15 protein-coding genes are annotated in these 19,711 nt (G+C 46.5%); 10 read left to right on the top strand and 5 right to left on the bottom strand.

The features are described from left to right. Window positions 1-67: 67 nt before the first annotated feature. A complete protein-coding gene (locus tag L3Q72_RS00345) occupies window positions 68-829 on the bottom strand; it encodes a TatD family hydrolase (protein WP_275130725.1) in 762 nt (253 codons plus the stop codon). 236 nt (window positions 830-1,065) lie between these two features. On the opposite strand from L3Q72_RS00345, the gene hemB reads away from it, so the two are divergent. After that, entirely contained in the window at window positions 1,066-2,109 is a 1,044-nt protein-coding gene (gene hemB, locus L3Q72_RS00350) for a porphobilinogen synthase (protein ID WP_275130726.1), read from the top strand. Window positions 2,110-2,684: 575 nt separating this feature from the next. Continuing rightward, on the top strand, window positions 2,685-5,471 hold the full coding sequence (gene polA, locus L3Q72_RS00355) for a DNA polymerase I (RefSeq protein ID WP_275130727.1): 2,787 nt from the start codon (window positions 2,685-2,687) through the stop codon (window positions 5,469-5,471). A gap of 585 nt (window positions 5,472-6,056) precedes the next feature. Here the strand turns inward: polA and yihA are convergent. Continuing rightward, window positions 6,057-6,737, bottom strand: a complete 681-nt coding sequence (yihA, locus tag L3Q72_RS00360; protein ID WP_275130728.1) for a ribosome biogenesis GTP-binding protein YihA/YsxC — start codon at window positions 6,735-6,737, stop codon at window positions 6,057-6,059. Window positions 6,738-6,870: 133 nt separating this feature from the next. Here yihA and L3Q72_RS00365 point away from each other — a divergent pair, with 133 nt between their 5' ends. From L3Q72_RS00365 to L3Q72_RS00400, 8 genes are all read left to right on the top strand, one after another. Next, window positions 6,871-7,488 (top strand): c-type cytochrome, encoded by a 618-nt coding sequence (locus L3Q72_RS00365; RefSeq protein WP_275130729.1) that lies wholly within the window; start codon window positions 6,871-6,873, stop codon window positions 7,486-7,488. A gap of 593 nt (window positions 7,489-8,081) precedes the next feature. Then, window positions 8,082-8,717: a class I SAM-dependent methyltransferase gene (locus L3Q72_RS00370; protein ID WP_275130730.1), complete on the top strand. Its 636-nt coding sequence runs from the start codon at window positions 8,082-8,084 to the stop codon at window positions 8,715-8,717. Window positions 8,718-8,722: 5 nt separating this feature from the next. Beyond that, the gene (gene yihI, locus L3Q72_RS00375) at window positions 8,723-9,280 is read left to right on the top strand and encodes a Der GTPase-activating protein YihI (protein WP_275130731.1); all 558 of its coding nucleotides are present in this window, start codon (window positions 8,723-8,725) and stop codon (window positions 9,278-9,280) included. Window positions 9,281-9,290: 10 nt separating this feature from the next. Next, window positions 9,291-9,797, top strand: a complete 507-nt coding sequence (locus L3Q72_RS00380) for a DUF2489 domain-containing protein (RefSeq protein ID WP_275130732.1) — start codon at window positions 9,291-9,293, stop codon at window positions 9,795-9,797. Window positions 9,798-9,986: 189 nt separating this feature from the next. Then, window positions 9,987-11,360, top strand: coding sequence for an oxygen-independent coproporphyrinogen III oxidase (gene hemN, locus L3Q72_RS00385; RefSeq protein ID WP_275130733.1), 1,374 nt, complete (start codon window positions 9,987-9,989; stop codon window positions 11,358-11,360). A gap of 496 nt (window positions 11,361-11,856) precedes the next feature. Beyond that, on the top strand, window positions 11,857-13,323 hold the full coding sequence (locus L3Q72_RS00390; RefSeq protein ID WP_275132052.1) for a methyl-accepting chemotaxis protein: 1,467 nt from the start codon (window positions 11,857-11,859) through the stop codon (window positions 13,321-13,323). 97 nt (window positions 13,324-13,420) lie between these two features. Continuing rightward, complete coding sequence (locus L3Q72_RS00395; protein ID WP_275130734.1) at window positions 13,421-14,584, top strand: hypothetical protein; 1,164 nt, start codon at window positions 13,421-13,423, stop codon at window positions 14,582-14,584. A gap of 12 nt (window positions 14,585-14,596) precedes the next feature. Further along, window positions 14,597-15,007 (top strand): phosphate ABC transporter substrate-binding protein, encoded by a 411-nt coding sequence (locus tag L3Q72_RS00400; RefSeq protein ID WP_275130735.1) that lies wholly within the window; start codon window positions 14,597-14,599, stop codon window positions 15,005-15,007. A gap of 146 nt (window positions 15,008-15,153) precedes the next feature. Here L3Q72_RS00400 and glnG read toward each other — a convergent pair whose 3' ends face one another. From glnG to glnA, 3 genes are all read right to left on the bottom strand, one after another. Continuing rightward, window positions 15,154-16,563: a nitrogen regulation protein NR(I) gene (gene glnG, locus L3Q72_RS00405; protein WP_275130736.1), complete on the bottom strand. Its 1,410-nt coding sequence runs from the start codon at window positions 16,561-16,563 to the stop codon at window positions 15,154-15,156. Between the two features lie 61 nt (window positions 16,564-16,624). Next, window positions 16,625-17,668, bottom strand: a complete 1,044-nt coding sequence (gene glnL / locus L3Q72_RS00410; RefSeq protein WP_275130737.1) for a nitrogen regulation protein NR(II) — start codon at window positions 17,666-17,668, stop codon at window positions 16,625-16,627. Window positions 17,669-18,090: 422 nt separating this feature from the next. Then, complete coding sequence (glnA, locus tag L3Q72_RS00415) at window positions 18,091-19,500, bottom strand: glutamate--ammonia ligase (RefSeq protein ID WP_275130738.1); 1,410 nt, start codon at window positions 19,498-19,500, stop codon at window positions 18,091-18,093. Window positions 19,501-19,711 lie beyond the last annotated feature (211 nt).

Consider the following 19,711-nt stretch of genomic DNA (forward strand, 5'->3'; position numbering starts at 1 on the left):
GAGCTTACATGGAGCGCTTTAGTTCTTGAGTTTAAGTGATAGCCCTTTATTAACGGTTCCAGTTCTTCTACAGCTTAAAAAGCTTCCTTGCATTCTCACTGGTCAACGTATCCACCTCGGCAAGAGATAGCTCTTTTAACTCAGCAATTCGTTTTGCCACTAACTCTGTATACGAAGGTTCATTACGCTTACCCCTGTGTGGAACAGGCGCAAGGTAAGGGCAGTCGGTCTCCAGAATGATATTTTGCATATCCAGATGCGGAATAACCTTATCCATTCCGCCATTTTTAAAGGTGGATACACCACCCAGTCCCAGGTGAAAACCGAGGTCGGTAATCGCTTTAGCTTCTTCAACCGAGCCGCCGAAGCAGTGGAACACACCGGAAAGTGAGCCATCCTGGACCGGTTTTAGCAGCGCGAGTGTTTCATCAATAGAGTCCCGGGTGTGGATAACTACCGGCAGGCTCATCTCTTTGGCCCATTCCAGCTGAGTGAGCAGGGCGTATTCCTGTTCTGCGCGGTAGGTTTTATCCCAGTACAGATCGATACCGATTTCGCCCACTGCGATAAAGTTGTGCTTTTCGAACCAGTTATGGATGGTTTCCAGTGTTTTCTTCACATCCGCATCCACATAACATGGGTGAAGCCCCATCATAGATTTGCAGACCTGCGGATAAGCTTTTTCTGTTTCCAGCATAGGGGCGATAGAGTCCAGATCGATATTCGGCATCAGTATCTGGTTTATGCCCTGCTGAAGGGCTCTTTCGATAACTTCATCTCTGTCGTTATCAAATTCTTTTGCGTATATATGTGCGTGTGTATCGATCATTTTTATTACTTCAATCTGATGAGTGGCTGAGGGGGAGTAAGTAGGTATCGATAAGCAAACCCTCCGTGCTCCCCCGCTTCGTTCATATCTCTTTGGGATTATATATGCAGTGTTGTGGTCCAGGCTATATCTCAATTTTATCTATTTCCCTGAGGTTTTTGCATGAGTTATCTGGCTTGAACTAACGGTAGTGATATGATGTTTCTAAATATTTTTAGTAGTCAGGAGACTCCGGAATGAGTGTTTCAATCCAAGGACAATTTCCCGGACGCAGAATGCGCCGTATGCGTAAGCATGATTTTAGCCGCCGCCTAATGGCAGAGAACCAGTTAAGCGTAAATGATCTTATCTACCCGATGTTTATTCTTATGGGTAAAAACAGGCGTGAAGCTGTTGAATCAATGCCGGGTATTGAACGTGTATCTATCGATCTGCTGATCGAAGAAGCTCAGTTGCTGGCTGGACTGGGCGTTCCGGCAATTGCACTGTTCCCGGTTGTCAATCAGGATGTGAAAAGCCTGAATGCGGAAGAAGCCTATAATCCGGAAGGTCTGGTACAGCGCGCGGTTCGTGCACTGAAAGAACATGTACCGGAAATGGGCGTGATTACCGATGTGGCTCTGGATCCCTTCACCACTCACGGACAGGACGGCATTATTGATGAAACCGGCTATGTTCTGAATGACGAGACGACTGAAGTGCTGATTAAGCAGGCACTTTCTCACGCAGAAGCGGGCGCGGATGTGGTTGCTCCATCGGATATGATGGACGGACGTATCGGCAAAATTCGTGAAGCTCTGGAAGAAGCCGGATATATTTACACCCAGATCATGGCCTACTCGGCGAAATACGCTTCCAGCTATTACGGGCCTTTCCGTGATGCAGTGGGCTCCGCTTCCAACCTGAAAGGCGGCAACAAGAAAAACTATCAGATGGATCCGGCCAACAGCGATGAAGCCTTGCATGAAGTGGCAATGGACATCAATGAAGGCGCAGACATGGTGATGGTTAAGCCTGGTATGCCTTACCTTGATGTGGTGCGCCGTGTTAAGTCCGAGCTTCAGGTGCCAACCTATGCGTATCAGGTTTCTGGTGAATACGCCATGCACAAAGCTGCAATTCAGAACGGCTGGCTGAAAGAGAAAGAGATCGTTCTTGAATCATTGCTCTGCTTTAAGCGAGCAGGTGCAGATGGCATTCTTACCTACTTTGCCAAAGATGTAGCACTTTGGCTGGCTGAAGATAATGCGAAGGCGAAAGAAAGCTTATCTCAAGACTAAATGAGAAAAGTTATCAATTAACTGTTGACATCCAAGTGAGAATGGTTATTATTAACTTGTCGGCGGGAGAAAGGGCCAGCAGAAACAACAGCCTTGTTGGAGTATGCGAACTTTGATTCCGAATGACACGACATTGCTCACATTGCTTCCAGTGTAATTTGGCTTACAGGTGATTGATAATGTGCTTATCTTATCAGTTTTACCGCTTCTGCTAGGCGACATCGAAAGATGTCGCTTTCTTTTATCTGCTGAACAGCGATAAATTTTGTTCAGTATTCAGGCACCTCATATCATTCACTTTTAGGAACACGGATAACTTTTCCACACAATAGGATCATTTTATGATCTCGATCTTCATAATTGCACCGCCTCTATCTTATTGTTATAAAACAAATTAATTCTTAATTGTTATTCTAATGTTTATTTTTAGTTTTATCAGATCATAAAATACAAACAGACTTATCCACAGGGAAGGGCAACTTTTCGGGAGCGAAGCCTCAATGAGTGCGTGGAATCATAAACAACTTCATGGCATCCTTAGCTCATCTTTCCTCTTTGACTGGATTTAGTTTCGCATGGCAAGCATCCCTGAAAACCCACTTATTCTTATTGACGGCTCTTCTTACCTGTATCGCGCGTTTCACGCCTATCCTGGCACCATGAGCAATGGAGAAATCCCGACCAATGCCGTTTATGGCGTGGTAAACATGCTGCGAAGCATGATGAGAAAGTACCCTTCAGACAAGATAGCCGTGGTATTTGATGCCAAGGGCAAAACTTTCCGTGACGATATGTATCCGGAGTATAAAGCCAACCGTCCACCGATGCCGGATGACCTCAGATGCCAGATTGAACCTTTGTACAATGTAATTAAAGCAATGGGTTTGCCTCTGATCTCTATTCCGGGTGTAGAGGCGGACGATGTTATCGGTACTTTGTCTTCTCAGGCTTCTAAGGCTGGCGTTCCGGTACTTATCAGTACCGGTGATAAAGATATGGCTCAGCTGGTGGATGAAAACGTCACTCTGATTAACACCATGACAGATGTGGTGATGGATCGCGAAGGCGTTATCGAGAAATTCGGTATACCGCCAGAGCTGATTATCGATTATCTGGCACTCATGGGCGACAAAGTGGATAACATTCCGGGCGTGCCGGGTGTGGGTGATAAAACGGCAACCGCGCTTCTTCAGGGTATTGGTGGTCTGGAAGCTCTGTATGACAAGCTGGATGATATTGCCGCTCTTGGATTCCGTGGCTCTAAGACCATGGCGAAGAAACTGACTGAAAACAGAGAGAATGCCTACCTTTCCTATGAGCTGGCAACCATCAAGCTGGATGTCGAGCTTGAAGAGAGCCATGACTCACTGGTAAAAGCAGAACCAAGCACAGATGAGCTGATTAAGCTGTATGGCCAGCTTACATTTAAATCCTGGCTTAACGAACTTCTGGAAGGCGGTTCTGGTGCAGTTCAGGCTGATGCAGGTGCAGCAGCAGGCAGCGCCGGTGCTGCTATTGCCGAAGCTGATACTTCCGCAGTTACCATTGACCGAAGCCAGTATGAGACAGTGTCAGATGAAGAATCTTTCAATAACTGGCTGGAAAAACTAAAAGCGGCAGAGGTTTTTGCCTTTGATACCGAAACCGACAGCCTTGATTACATGGTGGCCAACCTTGTGGGTCTCTCCTTTGCCGTAAGTGAAGGTGAGGCGGCCTATGTTCCGGTGGCACATGACTACCTTGATGCGCCAGAGCAGTTAGACCGCGACTGGGTACTACAGCAGCTTAAACCAATTCTTGAAGATGAAGCCCAGGCAAAAGTGGGCCAGAACCTGAAATACGATGCAAGCGTACTGGCTCGTTATGATATTGAGATGAAGGGCATTAAGCATGACACCATGCTGGCCTCTTACGTCTACAACAGCGTAGGTGGTAAGCATGATATGGACAGTCTTGCTCTGCGCTTCCTTCAGCACAGCTGTATCTCATTTGAAAGCGTTGCCGGTAAAGGCAAGAAACAGCTGACATTCAATCAGATCGATCTTGAGCAGGCTGCACCTTATGCCGCAGAAGATGCCGATGTGACGCTTCGTCTGCATAACCGCCTGAACGAAAGCATTGAACAGGATGAAAAGCTAAAGTCTGTTTATCAAGAGATTGAAATGCCGCTTGTACCTGTGCTGTCGCGCATGGAGCGTACCGGTGTTCTGATTGACGACATGCTGCTTGGCGCTCAGTCTCAGGAGATTGCAGTGCGTCTGGAAGAGCTTGAGAAGGAAGCCTATGAGATTGCCGGAGAAGAGTTTAACCTGAGCTCACCGAAACAGCTTCAGGCGATTCTTTTTGAGAAGATGGGCCTGCCTGTTGTGAAGAAAACACCGTCAGGTGCTCCTTCAACCAATGAAGAGGTTCTGCAGGAGCTGGCACTGGACTACCCGCTTCCGAAGCGAATCCTTGAATACCGTGGTCTGGCGAAGCTAAAGTCCACTTATACTGACAAGCTGCCTAAGATGATTAATCCGCATACCGGACGTGTGCATACCTCCTACCATCAGGCGGTAACAGCGACAGGGCGTCTGTCATCAACAGATCCTAACCTGCAGAATATTCCGGTCAGAAATGAAGAAGGCCGCCGTATCCGTCAGGCATTTGTTGCGCCGCACGGGTGGAAAATCATGGCGGTGGACTACTCTCAGATTGAGCTGAGAATTATGGCGCACCTGTCAGGTGACCAGGCTCTTCTGGATGCGTTTAAGCACGGCAAAGATATCCACGCAGCAACGGCGGCAGAAATTCTTGGTCTGGATATTGACCAGGTGAGCAGTGAGCAGCGTCGCAGGGCGAAAGCGATTAACTTTGGTCTTATCTATGGTATGAGCGCATTTGGTCTGGCTAAGCAGCTGGGTATTCCTCGTGGCGAAGCACAAAGCTATATGGATACCTACTTCGAGCGTTACCCTGGCGTGATGCAGTATATGGAAGATACCCGTGCACAGGCTTCAGAGCAGGGCTATGTTGAAACCCTGTTTGGCCGTCGTTTGCATCTGCCGGAGATCAAGTCCAGAAACGGCATGAGACGTAAAGCGGCGGAGCGGGCTGCAATCAACGCACCAATGCAGGGAACGGCTGCAGACATTATCAAGAAAGCCATGCTGTTGGTGGACAACTGGATTCAGTCTGAAGGCGAAGGCAATGTGAAGCTGCTTATGCAGGTACACGATGAACTTGTGCTGGAAGTGAAAGAAAGTTCTTTAGACGAAATTGAAAGTAAAGTACAAAAATTGATGGAGTCAGCAGCTTCGCTTGATGTTCCTCTGGTGGCTGATGCGGGTCATGGAGATAACTGGGATCAGGCCCACTAGACACTTTTTAGATAAAAACTGAAAAATAGCATGAGCCAGCGCACAATAGCTGGCTCTTTTTTTGTCCGGACAAATCTTTTTGTATTCAGGCTATTAATACCGCTTTATAAAAGTTTTTTGAAAAAAAATTACAAAAATGGTTTTCATGTACGCTCAATTGTTGTACATTATCTCTCGTAGGGTACAGAGGTAAGATGTTCTATCTTTCAGACCTTTTGTTTCACGTTATTGGATTAGGCTAATTCAGCCGCCCCGGTCAGTGTTTGACCGGGGCGTTTTTTCTTGTGCGAAAGAAAATTTTCCCCACTCTGATGTAATACCTGTTCCGGCATTTCTCTCATTATTTTTTCGACTAAGCATGAAAGCCGTGGCGTTAGGATCTTGTAATTTACTTTCCGGGATGAGGGAGTCAGAGGCTTAAACTGAGACGGCGGGTTGATTTGTTAACAGCAAGAGTTGCGATTTTGTCCGAATTAATGAATTATGGACGAATAATAATAAATACCTCCTAATTCTCTCCCGTTACCCCACCTGGACAGGTGGGGATTTTTATGTCTGGAGATCGAGGTTTCTGGGCTATGGGGACTAAGACTCCGTGCTTTCGTCACTGTCAGAGATTGCTTCTTCCTCTTCGCTTTCTATAACTTCCAGAGCTGGAGCGAACCACAGGTCTAGTTTGTTTCTTAGCTGGTCTACGCCGATTCCTTTCAGGGACGAGAATACGTCTACTTTTACGTCACCGCCGAATGCAAGTGCAGCTTCACGGATCTTAAGAAGCGTTGCCTTCCTTGCGCCGCTTTTTAGTTTATCAGCTTTCGTCAGCAGTACCTGCACAGGAATGCCACACTCAACTGCCCAGTAAATAAGCTGCTGATCCAGATCTTTCATCGGATGACGGATGTCCATCAGTACAACCAGGCCTTTCAGGCATTCACGCTTTTGCAGGTATTCGCCCAGAGACTTCTGCCACTTCTTCTTCATCTCCAGTGGAACCTGTGCGAAACCGTATCCCGGCAGGTCGACGATATGACAGTTATCCTGAACTTTAAACAGGTTGATTAACTGAGTCCGGCCTGGAGTTTTACTGGTCTTCGCCAGGCTGCGCTGATTCGTCAGACGGTTTAACGCACTGGATTTGCCAGCATTTGAGCGGCCTGCAAAGGCAATCTCGATACCTGCGTCATCAGGCATGTGACGGATATCAGGCGCACTAGTGATAAAATGCGTATTTTGATAATGAATTTTAACGCTCAATGTTAACTCCATCTGACTTTATGTAATCAGTTGATTGAAATTTTGTTAAATTGTGTAAAATAACACCGAAAGTCGCCTATTGTATCATGAGGTAGGTTATTTGGTGGTACAGGAAGTTTAATAATTATAAACCTAAGGGAGTATCATGAAAAAATTAGTGTTAGCCTTAAGCTTGTTTGCCAGCTGCACTGTTTGGGCTCAGGGAAGTATAGAAGCTGGTAAAGCGAAAACCACAACCTGTGTCGCTTGTCATGCTGCGGATGGTAATAGTCTTATTACCAGTTACCCTAAACTGGCTGGTCAGCATGAAACTTATATAAAGAAGCAGCTCAAAGAGCTTAAGCTCGGAGGGGAAACCGCTGGTGAAAAAGGCCGTTATGACCCGGTAATGAGCCCGATGGCGATACCTCTTTCTCCCGAAGATATGGCGGATCTGGCGGCGTATTATGCTTCTTTACCTATGTCAGATAACTCGACACCTGAAAATGTGGTCGAAAAAGGTAAAGTTCTCTATCTGGCTGGGGATAAGGAAAGAGGTTTAACAGCCTGTATTGCCTGCCATGGTCCGCGCGGAAATGGTATGGGTCTTGCCGGCTTCCCTAAGATTTCGGGTCAGCATGCGGATTATATCAAACTTCAGCTAACCAAGTTCCGTAAGGCGGAAAGAACCAATGATCCCAATGGCATGATGCGTGATGTGGCAAAACTGCTCACCGATGAGGATATAGAAATCCTGTCTAAATATGTTGGTGGATTGCATTAACAACAGGCTGGCTTCTGCAATAAATCACTGGCAGAAGTCGGCTTGTGAGCTGTTTCTCTTTACTCGTAGTTCAATATCAAAGTAAATCTCTTTTCCGTTTGTAAGAGATCCGCCATAGTGCCGGTTAGCCTGATTCGCTAACTGACTGTTACTTCTTGCCTTTCAATGTAGCACGTAATTTTTTCCTGTTTTTTTACTTCATCATATTGTCCGTATTTCTGAATCAGGTAAATTTAACCCCCTAGGCAGGAGCCGTTGACTTCAGGATGAAGTAAGCCATTAGCTGGGAGCTTCTGGAACAGGGATGGTTGATTTGTCTTGAGGAAAAGACAGGAAAAGGACCAGGCGCGGGAAGCGCTCAGAAACTGGATGTTAAAGGAAAGGTAAAACGCATCAGGACGATGGCCAACGAGAATTTGCAGGGAAAGCACTAAAAACATACGGATTATTGTGTTCGTTCGCATTTTTGTTAACACAGTTTAATATCACTGATCTCTGGTCAGTTTAGTAAGCGATAGGTTCTCTATCGCTTTTTTTATATACACCATTTCTGCTTTTTGATATGTTTCGCATCCCTAATTGAGGATGTCCCCATGTATTCATGCCCTTTGTGTAAACAAGCTGACGCTGAATTCTATTATGAAGATAAGGTGCGGCCTTATTACCAGTGTTCGCGTTGCCAGCTGGTCTTTGTTCCGGAAGAACACAGACTGGATCCGGCAAGAGAAAAAGGCTTCTATGATTTGCATGAAAACAACCCAGAAGATGAAGGTTACCGCCGTTTTCTTTCCAGAATGGCTGATCCGCTGCTGGATAAGCTGGAAGCCAACTCTTCCGGACTGGACTTTGGTTGTGGCCCCGGGCCAACTCTGCATTTGCTTCTGGAGCAAGAGGGACACAATGTAGAGTTATATGATATCTACTACTACCCTGATACAGGGGTGTTGGATAAGACATATGACTTTATGACTGCCACAGAGGTGATTGAACACCTGTTTGAACCGGATAAGGTCTGGCAGCAATGGTTGAATTTAGTTAAGCCGGGTGGCTGGCTTGGTATTATGACCAAGCAGGTTAAAGGTGTTGAAGCGTTTTCATCATGGCACTATAAAAATGATCTAACACACGTGATATTTTTTAGCCGCGAAACCTTTCAATACCTGGCGGAGAGAGATAACCTCCAACTAGAATTTATTGGCAATGATGTAATTTTACTGAGGAAACCTTAGTAACCATGAGTCGACATAAGAAATCGAGAAAACCGGGTTCTACAGGCGATACCGACCTGATAGTAACCAGAAACCGCAGCGAGTCTGATGTGGAAGGCCGTCTGCGTAAAAAAATGAAAAAGCGCAAGGGCCTGAAAACAGGCAGCCGTCACTCTGAAGCAAATGAAGCGAAACAACGGGGCGCTTCTAAAGCAAAAGATCCGCGCCTTGGCAGTAAGAAAAAAATTCCTCTTATTGTAGAAGAGAAGAAAAAGCCGACCAAGCAGGAGCGTCGTCTGTCTGCTGAGCAAGAGCTTGATATGCTGGAAAATGATGCACAGCTGAATGTACTTCTGGATCGCATCGATAACGGCGAAAAGCTGGGCGCTGGTTTGCAGAAGTATGTGGATGAAAAACTGGATCGTATTGAAGCTCTGATGAATCAGCTTGGCCTGATTGAGCCTGAAGACGAACCAGAAGAAGAACAAGTTATTGCTGAGCCGAAGAAGCAGAAACGAGCTTCAACTGATGAAGATCTTCTGTCCCAGTTTGAAGATCTTGATCTGGGCGATTTCGAAAAATAAGGAAGAGACTATGAGCCTGACTCTTTTGATTGCGCTTGGCGTTATTATTATTCTGGCTTTAGGCGGGTATGCGGTTCATCTGCTGTTAAAGGTGAAAAAGCAGAACCAGCTTCGTCAGGAGTTTATGGATATTTCCATTGCTAAACGCAACGCCAATATCTTTGACAGTGTTAATACTCTTTGCCTGGCCGGTATTCAGGGGCAGTGTGATCTCGCAGAGGTGAGTATCCGGGTGTATTACATTCTGGATTATGTTCAGGGTGAGAACCGCATTGATATTGAAAAAGAGTACCCATCACTGTTTGAACTGTACGGTGTGGTGAAGAACTTTGCCCGTGGCGAAGCAAGACAGGCTCTGGTTAAGAAAGAGCGAATGAAGCAGGATCTTGCGCGCAATAAAGCAGAAGCGCGCCTGACGGATGCAATTATTGAAGAGCTGAAGGATCTTCAGAGCCGGATCCAGCCATGGATGAAGGCGCCGGAAGATACGGTCACCGTCACTTCTGCAACTTGTTAATCCTGATGTAGTTTATGGATATTGCCCGATCTTGGGGCAATATCCATTGATACCCCTAAATGGCTAGTGATCCATCTAGCACTTCTGTATATTTCTTAAATAATCCGCACTGAATGATCCACGTCTGTCACCTTGATATGGCAGAATATACGGTCAAAGAAAAGTCAAAGTCTTAAATTGGAAGTAGTCATGTCTAGCGAACAAATTGTTTGGGACCAGTCCGTCATCGATAAATACAATTACTCGGGCCCAAGATATACCTCTTATCCAACAGCGCTTGAATTCCACGAAGCATTCACCATTGCCGAATTTGATATGGCGTGCCATCAGTATCCGGATCGCCCGCTATCCCTGTACGTTCATATTCCGTTCTGCCACAAGCTTTGTTACTACTGTGGCTGTAATAAGGTTATTACCCGTCACGCACATAAAGCGGATGAATATCTGGATGCTCTGGAGCATGAGATCCGCCAGCGCGCATTCCTGTTAAATACCAGAAATGTCACTCAGCTGCATTTTGGTGGCGGCACTCCGACATTCCTGAGCAAAGCTCAGATTACCCGTCTGATGAAGATTATTTACACTGAGTTTGATTTTGACAGCGATGCGGAAATCAGTATTGAAGTGGATCCGCGTGAAATCGAACTGGATATGCTGGATCATCTGCGTAAAGAAGGTTTTAACCGTCTGAGCATCGGGGTTCAGGATTTTGATAAAGAAGTTCAGAAGCTGGTTAACCGGGAGCAGGATGAAGAGTTTATCTTTGCTATGGTGGAAAGAGCGAAGGAGCTTGGCTTCCGCTCCACCAATCTGGATTTGATTTACGGCCTGCCGAAGCAAACCAAAGAAGGGTTTGCAAAAACGCTTGATCAGGTGCTGGAGCTTCAGCCTGGGCGCCTGTCGGTGTTTAACTATGCTCATATGCCTCAGTTATTTGCTGCGCAGCGTAAAATCAAAGATGAAGACCTGCCAAAGGCAGAGGAGAAAATGGCTATCCTTCAGGATACCATTGCCACTCTGACCGGTGCCGGTTATCAGTTTATCGGCATGGACCACTTTGCCAAACCGGACGATGAACTGGCAGTGGCGCAAAGAGAAGGCGTGCTGCACAGAAACTTCCAGGGCTACACCACTCAGGGCGACTGCGATCTGATCGGCTTTGGTGTTTCTGCTATTTCCATGATTGGCGACTGTTATGCTCAGAACCAGAAAGAGCTGAAGCACTACTATGCTCAGGTTGATGAAATGCGTCATGCCCTTTGGAAAGGCGTCTCCCTGGATAAAGATGACCTGATCCGCCGTGAAGTGATTAAAGCACTTATCTGTAACTTTACTCTGGATAAGAGAGAAATCGAATCGGCACATAATCTGACTTTCAATCAGTATTTTGAAGAAGATCTGCAACTGCTTCAGACTTTCATTGATGATGAACTGGTGGAAGTATCGGATACTCACATTAAAGTGACTCCGAGAGGAAGACTGCTGATCCGGAACATCTGCATGTGCTTCGATAAATACATGAGAAAAAGAGCAAGACAGCAGCAGTTCTCGAGAGTGATTTAATACCAATCCCAGCAATTACTGGTATTGGTATAACACTTTCTGAAATAATTCGAAAACAGTCAAAAAGGGTGAAGAGAGGATCTTCACCCTTTTTTATTAATTGGGCAAATATCAATAAATGTGAGTCGCTTTTTCGGCATACCTATCACTCACTAATACCATTCTTCAGTCCTGATAATCTTTATTCTAATTTCTTTTATATCAACTGGTTATGTAATCGATTTCGACCGTTACAGAATTTTACGCCCAGAAGTTTTTTCTTACAAAGCATTGATAATCAAGCGGTTAAAACTTGTGTATTAATGTAGGGAGTTCAATGGATGTAAAGAATAACTGTCGGTTTCGGAGCCTGCTTATGCTATCAATCAAAAACAAAATCATATTCTTATGTCTGCTCTCTTCGGTGGGATTTGTCAGCTTGTTAGTGATTGGCGGCAGTGCGCTGTCAGGCAATACCAAAAAAGTTCAGGATATAGAAAAAGTCTATTACCCGGTTATGAATGCGGCCTCGCTGAACAACATACTAATTCAGCAACTGGCTGAACGCTTTAATTTAGCCGTCACAATCGGAGATGAAGAGCTGCTGGAGCTGAACCGCACCACGCTTGAGCAGATCTCTAATAATTTTGAGCTGCAAAGCGCTTTACTTCCGGCTCTGAACGCACGGATAGAGCCTCTGCAGCAACTGCTTCACAGCTATTTTGAAAATGCCCATCAGCTGGCTCACAGTATGATTAATGAAGAGGTTAGCCTGAATGAGGCAGTTGAAGCCGGAAATCAAAATAACCAGAGACTTGAACAACTGACAGTTTCCATCGAGCAGTTCTCAAGAGACCGTCAGAGTGACTTTGAGCAGTCTGTGACAGTGCTTGGAGAGAGTAATACAACAGCCAACGAAGCAATGATAGCGCTTGGTCTTGCGATTCTGGTGCTGATTCTTGGCGTCGGCTGGTTTGTGGTAAAAGGTATCCGCAGTGATCTGCATAAGATCAGCAGCAATATGAAGGACATTGCCGAGGGAGATGGCGACCTGACTATCCGGCTTAGTCATGAGAAAAATGATGAACTAAAACCTCTGGTTGACTCCTTTAACGTCTTTGTCGGGCACATTCAGAGCAATGTAAAAAACACCATTGAGAATGTTGCGCTGCTGGAGTCCATTTCTCCTGCGCTGATGGATTCCAGTAAAGCCACAAGCTCCTCATCGGAGAAGCAGAGCCATGCGCTGGAAGAGATATCCATCTCTCTGCTAAGCCTGTCTGAGGCAGCTCATCAGATAGGTAAGTATGCGACAGAGGCTCTGCAGTCTGCTACCAGTGCCAATGAACAGGCTGTCGGCGGTGAGCTTCAGGTGAGGAGCACCATAGATGCTGTTCAGAGCTTGACCGAGAATGTACACAGTGCCTCCAATATCGTGCGCCAGCTGGATAACAATATCCATAATGCAGGCTCAATTCTGGACACCATCAGCTCCATTGCTGAGCAAACCAACCTGCTTGCACTGAATGCAGCCATTGAAGCCGCTAGAGCCGGAGAGCAGGGAAGGGGCTTTGCGGTGGTTGCCGATGAAGTCCGGACCCTTGCCTCCCGGACTCAGACTTCAACCCAGGGGATTCAGACCGTCCTGACCCAGTTGCAGGAACAGGCCAGAACCGCCGTTTCCATTTTTTCTGAAAGTGCTGACAGAGCGGAGTCCTGCTATGAGCAGTCTCTGATTACCGAACAATCGCTGCAAAAAATTACAGCCAATGTTGCCGAGATAAGCCAGCTAAATCAAAAGATTGCCCGGGCGACCGAGCAACAGGAGCGCACTTCCAAACAGATCGAATCGCATGTCGATGATATCCGTAATACCGCTAAGGTAACCACAGACAGCGTCAGCCAGGTAGAGGTTGCAGCTGAAAATATAGAAGAAGTTACCCACAGCCTGACTGACCTGACAGCTTGTTTCAGAGTCAATTAATTGCCTGCCAGAACACCCCTTTACGGCATATGCGGTAAGGGGCGGGGATTATCGTCTCAGTTTGCTGAGGCCGGAAATAAACTTAGGTGGAGTAGTTATGAAGAAAAAAGTGCTTACTGTATTGATCGGCATGTCATTCAGTGTGAGTGCCGCAAGTATGGAGAACCTGTCCATTAGCGGATTTGGCAGTGTGGGTGTGGGTAAGTCAGATAATGACGTTGGTTATGCAGGCTATACCTCAGATCATATAGATACCAAGCAGGATACACTGGCTGGCATTCAGTTTGATTTCGAGGTGAACGATAAGGCTGAATTTACCGCTCAGCTGGTGGCTAACGGCAGGTATGACTTTGAACCAACGGTGGAGGTTGCTTACGTCAGTTATGACTTCGACCGCTTTGTTGCCCGCGCCGGTAAGATGAGAACGCCGTTGTTTATGTACTCAGATTATCTGGATGTTGGTTATGCTTTGCCAGCCATCCGTCCTTCGCAGGAGATGTATGAGCATATTATTATCAACAGCTATACCGGTGGTGATCTGCTGATTCCGTTTGATATTGGTGATACACATTTGCAGTTGCAGCCGTTTATTGGAGTATCTCAGGTGGAGGCCAGGGATACGCCGATTGGTAAGGTGGATCTGAATAATACTTTCGGCCTTACTGCACACTGGTATATCGATGATCTGACGCTGCGTGCATCATATGTTTCAACGGATTGTGACTATAGTTACAAGTCTCCGGCAGTAGTAACTTCACAGGAAGAGCTGGTTAAAAAATACGCTGCTGATATTTTGAAAGGGCAGGAAGGTCAGTTTATATCCGCAGGGGTTCAGTATGATAATGGAAGCGTCCTGACGGTATTAGAAGGGATGACAATGAAGATGACTGGGCGCTATCCGGATGTAGCCGCTGTTTCAGGATTGCTTGGATACCGTTTTGGTGACTTTACTCCTTACTTTTCTGTTAACTGGAATAAAAGTACAGATGATGAAGAGCGAGCTATGCCAGTCAATTCCGAACCGGGTAATATTGCTCTCTTTGCTGGAGAGAAAGTCCGGCATAATTTTGAAAAAATGGCTTTTTCAGTGGGTTCCCGCTGGGATCTGGTCCAGAACATTGCTCTGAAGCTGGATGTTACTTATGTGGACTATATGGATACCAGCGGAGGCTATTCCGGCAACATTGGCCCAAAGCCAACCTTTGAGGTGCAGGAATCAGACTCCTTCGTTTACTCCCTTGCTCTAGACTTTGTATTTTAAAGGAGGCTTAAGATGAAAAAGATACTAACTTTTGCTGTGACTTCTCTGCTTTCCTTTAACGCACTGGCCGGTATGGTGGTTATCGGTAATCCGGCGAATGGTGCGACTCTTTCTGAAAGTGATGTAAAAAAGCTGTTTTTAGGCAAGAAAACCAGGCTGGACGGATCCGGAAATATCCAGATTATTGAGTTGCAGGATGGCTCTGAAGGCCGGTTAGCATTCCACGCACTAGCCACAGGCAGAACAGAAACCCAGCTCCAGTCCGCCTGGTCCAGACTGGTATTTACCGGCAAAGCCAACGCTCCTATTCAGGTCAGCAACTACACGGAAATGATCTCAAAAGTAGCCTCCAGCCCGGAGGCGATAGGTTATGTTGATGAGTCAGCAGTTACCGGAGAGGTTAGAATACTATTTAAGTTCTGAGGTTGAAGGGCGGCAGGCAGCAGGGAAGAAGAAAGCGCAGGTGTTGTACCACCCGCGCTTTATTGTTATTTTTTAGCCCCATAGCCCCATAGCCCCATAGCCCCATAGCCTAGGCACCAGCAGGGCGAAGCCCGATCCCAGGGCCTTTAACCAATATCCAACTCTTTCAACTTCCGCGTAAGCGTATTCCTTCCCCACCCAAGCACCTTAGCCGCTTCCTGCTTATGTCCGTTGGTATGATTCAGTGCCGTTTTCAGCAGAATTCTTTCAAATTCAGGCAGGGCATAAGCCAGCAGTTCAGTTTCACCGGAAGAGAGTGCAGCGCGTGCCCAGGATTCCAGCTCTTCCTGCCAGCTGCCGCCACCATGTGCTGTGGCTACTGATTTCTCTTCCAGCAGTTCAGTGGGAAGATCGGAAGGCAGTACTTCACTGCCGCTTGCCATAACCGTCAGCCAGCGACATATGTTTTCCAACTGACGTACGTTACCCGGCCAGGACAGACGTTTTAATGCATCAACTGTTGAAGAATGGAGAGTTTTGATTTCTACACCAAGCTCTTCTGCAGCTTTTGCCAGAAAATGCAGAGTAAGCTTTTCAATATCCTGCTTTCTGTCTCTCAGAGCCGGGATATGTACGCGGATAACATTCAGACGATGGAATAAATCCTCACGGAATTTACCTTCATGTACCAGCTTTTCCAGGTTCTGGTGCGTTGCAGCAACAATGCGAACATCTACTTTGATAGCCGAGTGACCACCAACGCGGTAGAACTGACCGTCAGCCAGAACACGAAGCAGTCGGGTCTGGATATCCAGCGGCATATCACCGATTTCATCCAGAAAAAGTGTGCCGCCGTTAGCCTGTTCAAAGCGGCCCTGGCGGACGTTATTGGCTCCGGTAAAGGCGCCCTTTTCGTGGCCGAACAGCTCTGATTCAATCAGGTCTTTAGGAATTGCGGCCATATTCAGCGCGATAAACGGGTTTTTCGCTCTCGGGCTGTGCCTGTGCAGCGCATGGGCAACCAGCTCTTTACCTGTACCGGATTCACCATTGATCAGAACTGAGATAGAAGAACGGGACAGACGGCCGATGGCTCGAAATACTTCCTGCATGGCCGGTGCTTCACCGATAATTTCAGGCGTGTCATTGGGGAAAGCTTCGTCAGCTGCGCTTTCCTTCTTCTGCTCCTGGCTATGTGTAAGAGCCCTTTCAACCAGAAGAAGGGTTTCATCTATGTCGAATGGCTTGGGAAGATACTCAAAGGCACCCTGCTGATACGCATTGACTGCCGCATCCAGATCCGAGTGTGCTGTCATGATAATAACAGGCAGGTCAGGATTTCTCTGATGAACCTGTTTCAGCAGATCTAAACCATCAATACCAGGCATGCGAATATCCGATACCAGGACATCTGGTGCTTCACGCTCCAGTGCCATCAACACGCTTTCAGCATCGGCAAATGTCTCACATTTGATGTCGGCAGATGAGAGCGTTTTTTCCATTACCCATCGAATGGAACTGTCATCATCTACAACCCAGACATATCCTTTACTCATATCTTTGTTTCCCCGTTCTATCTGATTTTTCTATTTTTAAAAGAGACTTAACCAAGTCAGTTCAGATAGGTAAATAAATAGTAAATGTGGTTCTACCCGGCCAGCTTTCTACGTCTATTTTGCCTTTATGCTGGTCGATTAAATTCTGTGAAATTGACAAGCCAAGCCCTGTTCCGCCTTCTCTTCCGCTTACCATTGGATAAAAAAGCGTATCCTGCAGTTTGGCTGGAATGCCCGGGCCGTTATCAATAATTTCTATCCTGGCTGCCAGCTTGTACCTGTGACCATGGATATTTGCCTGATGCACGGTTCTGGTTTTCAGAATGATGGTTCCATCTTCCCGGTCGGCGAGAATCTGTGCCGCATTACTGACGATATTTAGCATGGCCTGCTCAATCTGGTCCGGGTCCATAAGGATTTCGGGAAGGCTTGGATCGTAATCTCTCTCCACTGTGATCGCCGGAGCTTCCAACTCAACCAGCTGGCGCACTTTTTCCAGAACAATATGCAGATTTTCTTCTTTCTTTTTACCCGGTTTTTGCGGTCCAAGCAGACGGTCAACCAGAGATCTCAGTCTGTCTGCCTGCTCAATAATGATCTGGGTATATTCGGTCAGCGATGGCTCCGGCAGCATTTTTTCCAGCAGCTGTGCTGCGCCGCGTAAACCGCCCAGCGGGTTTTTAATCTCATGTGCCAGACCACGAACCAGTAACTTAGCGGCCTGCTGCTGGGCATGCTGATTCAGTTCCTGTGTCAGCCTCCTTTGCTGGCCGATTTTGCGCATTTCAACTAGCAGCATCAGCTTTTTCTGCCAGGAAATCGGGCTTACCGTTACCTCCAGCATTAGCGGCTTGCCATCAATAACAAAGGTAACATCGCTGTCGGTAATACTCTGACCGCTTTGTAGTGGCTGAGTCAGCAGCGCCAGGTCCAAAGAGGCGTGCTGGATAAACTGAGTCAGCGGACAATCCATCATGCGCTTTATGCTCTGTGAAAAAAGTTGCTCAGCAGCCGGATTGGCATAACGAATAACTAAGCTTTCATCCAGCATGATTGTCGCTGTCACTACATTTTCCAGTATTGCAGTTGAAAGATCTTTGCTCACAATGCCTCCGCTATGCTCTATGAATGCACAATGCACCAAAATGGTGCGTTGTTTTTTAAGAGTATGAGCTATGATGGTGAAGATAAAAAGCGCTTATCTCTCTAATAGTCCGAAAAAGCAGGGATTTATATCAATCCGGCTCAAACTCATGGGATTCTGGGGTGAATGCACCGTTATAGGACATGATGATGCAAGAAGTTTGCCGGGTTTTAGGCCCTGGGCCCTGGTGCGTTCGCTGCGCTCACTTCTGGGCCCTGGGAAGTGCAATTATACCAATCACTGAACAGCTAATTATTGGTATTATTTAGAATAGTCGTCCCAGGTACCAGCAGGGCGAAGCCCGAACCCAGGGCCCAGGGCCAAAAAAAAGACCCGCCCAAAGGCAGGTCTTTCTAAATAACTTAAAACCAGTTACTTACATATTAAACAGAGTAGTAAAGATCAAACTCAAGTGGGTGAGTTGTCATGTTTACTTTCTCTACGTCCTGAGACTTAAGGTCGATGTAAGAATCGATGAAGTCGTCAGAGAATACGCCGCCAGCTGTCAGGAACTCACGGTCTGCGTCTAGTTCTTCTAGAGCATCTTTCAGAGAGTAAGCAACAGTTGGGATAGCCAGTGCTTCTTCTGCTGGTAGGTCGTAAAGGTCCTTATCCATTGCTTCACCTGGGTGGATTTTGTTCTTGATACCGTCAAGACCAGCCATAAGCATTGCTGCGAAGCATAGGTATGGGTTAGCAGATGGATCACCGAAGCGAACTTCGATACGACGTGCTTTAGGGCTTGGTACCACTGGGATACGGATAGAAGCAGAACGGTTACGAGCAGAGTAAGCTAGCATAACTGGAGCTTCGAAGCCTGGTACAAGACGCTTGTACGAGTTAGTAGATGCGTTAGCAAATGCGTTGATTGCGCGAGCGTGCTTGATGATACCACCGATGTAGTAAAGAGCAGTTTCAGAAAGACCGCCGTACTTGTCACCAGCAAACAGGTTAACGCCATCTTTAGCCAGAGACTGGTGAACGTGCATACCAGAACCGTTATCACCAACTAGTGGCTTAGGCATGAATGTAGCAGTTTTACCGTATGCGTGAGCAACGTTATGAACTACATACTTGTAGATTTGGATTTCGTCAGCTTTTTCAGTCAGAGTGTTGAAACGAGTAGCGATTTCGTTCTGACCAGCAGTTGCAACTTCGTGGTGGTGAGCTTCAACTACCAGACCCATTTCTTCCATTACAAGACACATTGCAGAGCGGATGTCCTGAGATGAGTCAACTGGAGCAACTGGGAAGTAACCACCTTTAACGCCTGGACGGTGACCTTTGTTACCTTCTTCCATGTCTGTACCAGTGTTCCATACAGCTTCTACGTCGTCGATTTTGTAGAAAGAACCAGACATGTCAGTGTTGAACTTAACATCGTCAAACAGGAAGAACTCTGGCTCAGGACCGATAAGAACAGTGTCTGCAACGCCAGTAGAACGCATGTACTCTTCAGCACGCTTAGCTACAGAACGAGGGTCACGGTCGTAACCTTGCATAGTTGCAGGTTCAAGGATGTCACAACGAATGTTTAGAGTTGCATCTTCAGTGAATGGGTCAAGAACAGCACTTGCAGCGTCAGGCATCATTACCATGTCTGATTCGTTAATGCCTTTCCAGCCAGCTACAGAAGAACCATCGAACATTTTGCCTTCTTCGAAGAAGTCTGCGTCGATTTGGTGAGCAGGTAGAGAGATATGTTGCTCTTTACCTTTAGTATCAGTAAAGCGTAGGTCAACAAACTTAACTTCGTTTTCTTGGATCAGCGATAGAACATTTTCTACTGACATCTTGGATAACCTCCAGTGTTAATAAACGGTACAGTTCGATTCAAAAATCGGTGTTGATTCTCTTAAGCCAGAACTGTGCCAAAAAAATAAATCCTTTAATTTCAAGGCTGTTTTAAATTCTTGTCTTATTTTGGTGCATGGCACGCACCAAAATGATCCTTAATTGCACTGTTTTGGTGCGTCGATTGTTCAAAGATCACAAAAAGACCTG

Origin of the sequence: Vibrio sp. JC009 (genome assembly GCF_029016485.1) — a bacterium.
Lineage (GTDB): Bacteria > Pseudomonadota > Gammaproteobacteria > Enterobacterales > Vibrionaceae > Vibrio.

Coding starts and splice junctions, on each gene's coding strand:
- yihI (WP_275130731.1), top strand. CDS start 8,723: ATGAGTCGACATAAGAAATCGAGAAAACCGGGTTCTACAGGCGATACC.
- L3Q72_RS00380 (WP_275130732.1), top strand. CDS start 9,291: ATGAGCCTGACTCTTTTGATTGCGCTTGGCGTTATTATTATTCTGGCT.
- glnA (WP_275130738.1), bottom strand. CDS start 19,500: ATGTCAGTAGAAAATGTTCTATCGCTGATCCAAGAAAACGAAGTTAAG.
- L3Q72_RS00390 (WP_275132052.1), top strand. CDS start 11,857: ATGAATGCGGCCTCGCTGAACAACATACTAATTCAGCAACTGGCTGAA.
- glnG (WP_275130736.1), bottom strand. CDS start 16,563: ATGAGTAAAGGATATGTCTGGGTTGTAGATGATGACAGTTCCATTCGA.
- L3Q72_RS00365 (WP_275130729.1), top strand. CDS start 6,871: ATGAAAAAATTAGTGTTAGCCTTAAGCTTGTTTGCCAGCTGCACTGTT.
- L3Q72_RS00395 (WP_275130734.1), top strand. CDS start 13,421: ATGAAGAAAAAAGTGCTTACTGTATTGATCGGCATGTCATTCAGTGTG.
- L3Q72_RS00370 (WP_275130730.1), top strand. CDS start 8,082: ATGTATTCATGCCCTTTGTGTAAACAAGCTGACGCTGAATTCTATTAT.
- hemB (WP_275130726.1), top strand. CDS start 1,066: ATGAGTGTTTCAATCCAAGGACAATTTCCCGGACGCAGAATGCGCCGT.
- polA (WP_275130727.1), top strand. CDS start 2,685: ATGGCAAGCATCCCTGAAAACCCACTTATTCTTATTGACGGCTCTTCT.
- L3Q72_RS00345 (WP_275130725.1), bottom strand. CDS start 829: ATGATCGATACACACGCACATATATACGCAAAAGAATTTGATAACGAC.
- yihA (WP_275130728.1), bottom strand. CDS start 6,737: ATGGAGTTAACATTGAGCGTTAAAATTCATTATCAAAATACGCATTTT.
- hemN (WP_275130733.1), top strand. CDS start 9,987: ATGTCTAGCGAACAAATTGTTTGGGACCAGTCCGTCATCGATAAATAC.
- L3Q72_RS00400 (WP_275130735.1), top strand. CDS start 14,597: ATGAAAAAGATACTAACTTTTGCTGTGACTTCTCTGCTTTCCTTTAAC.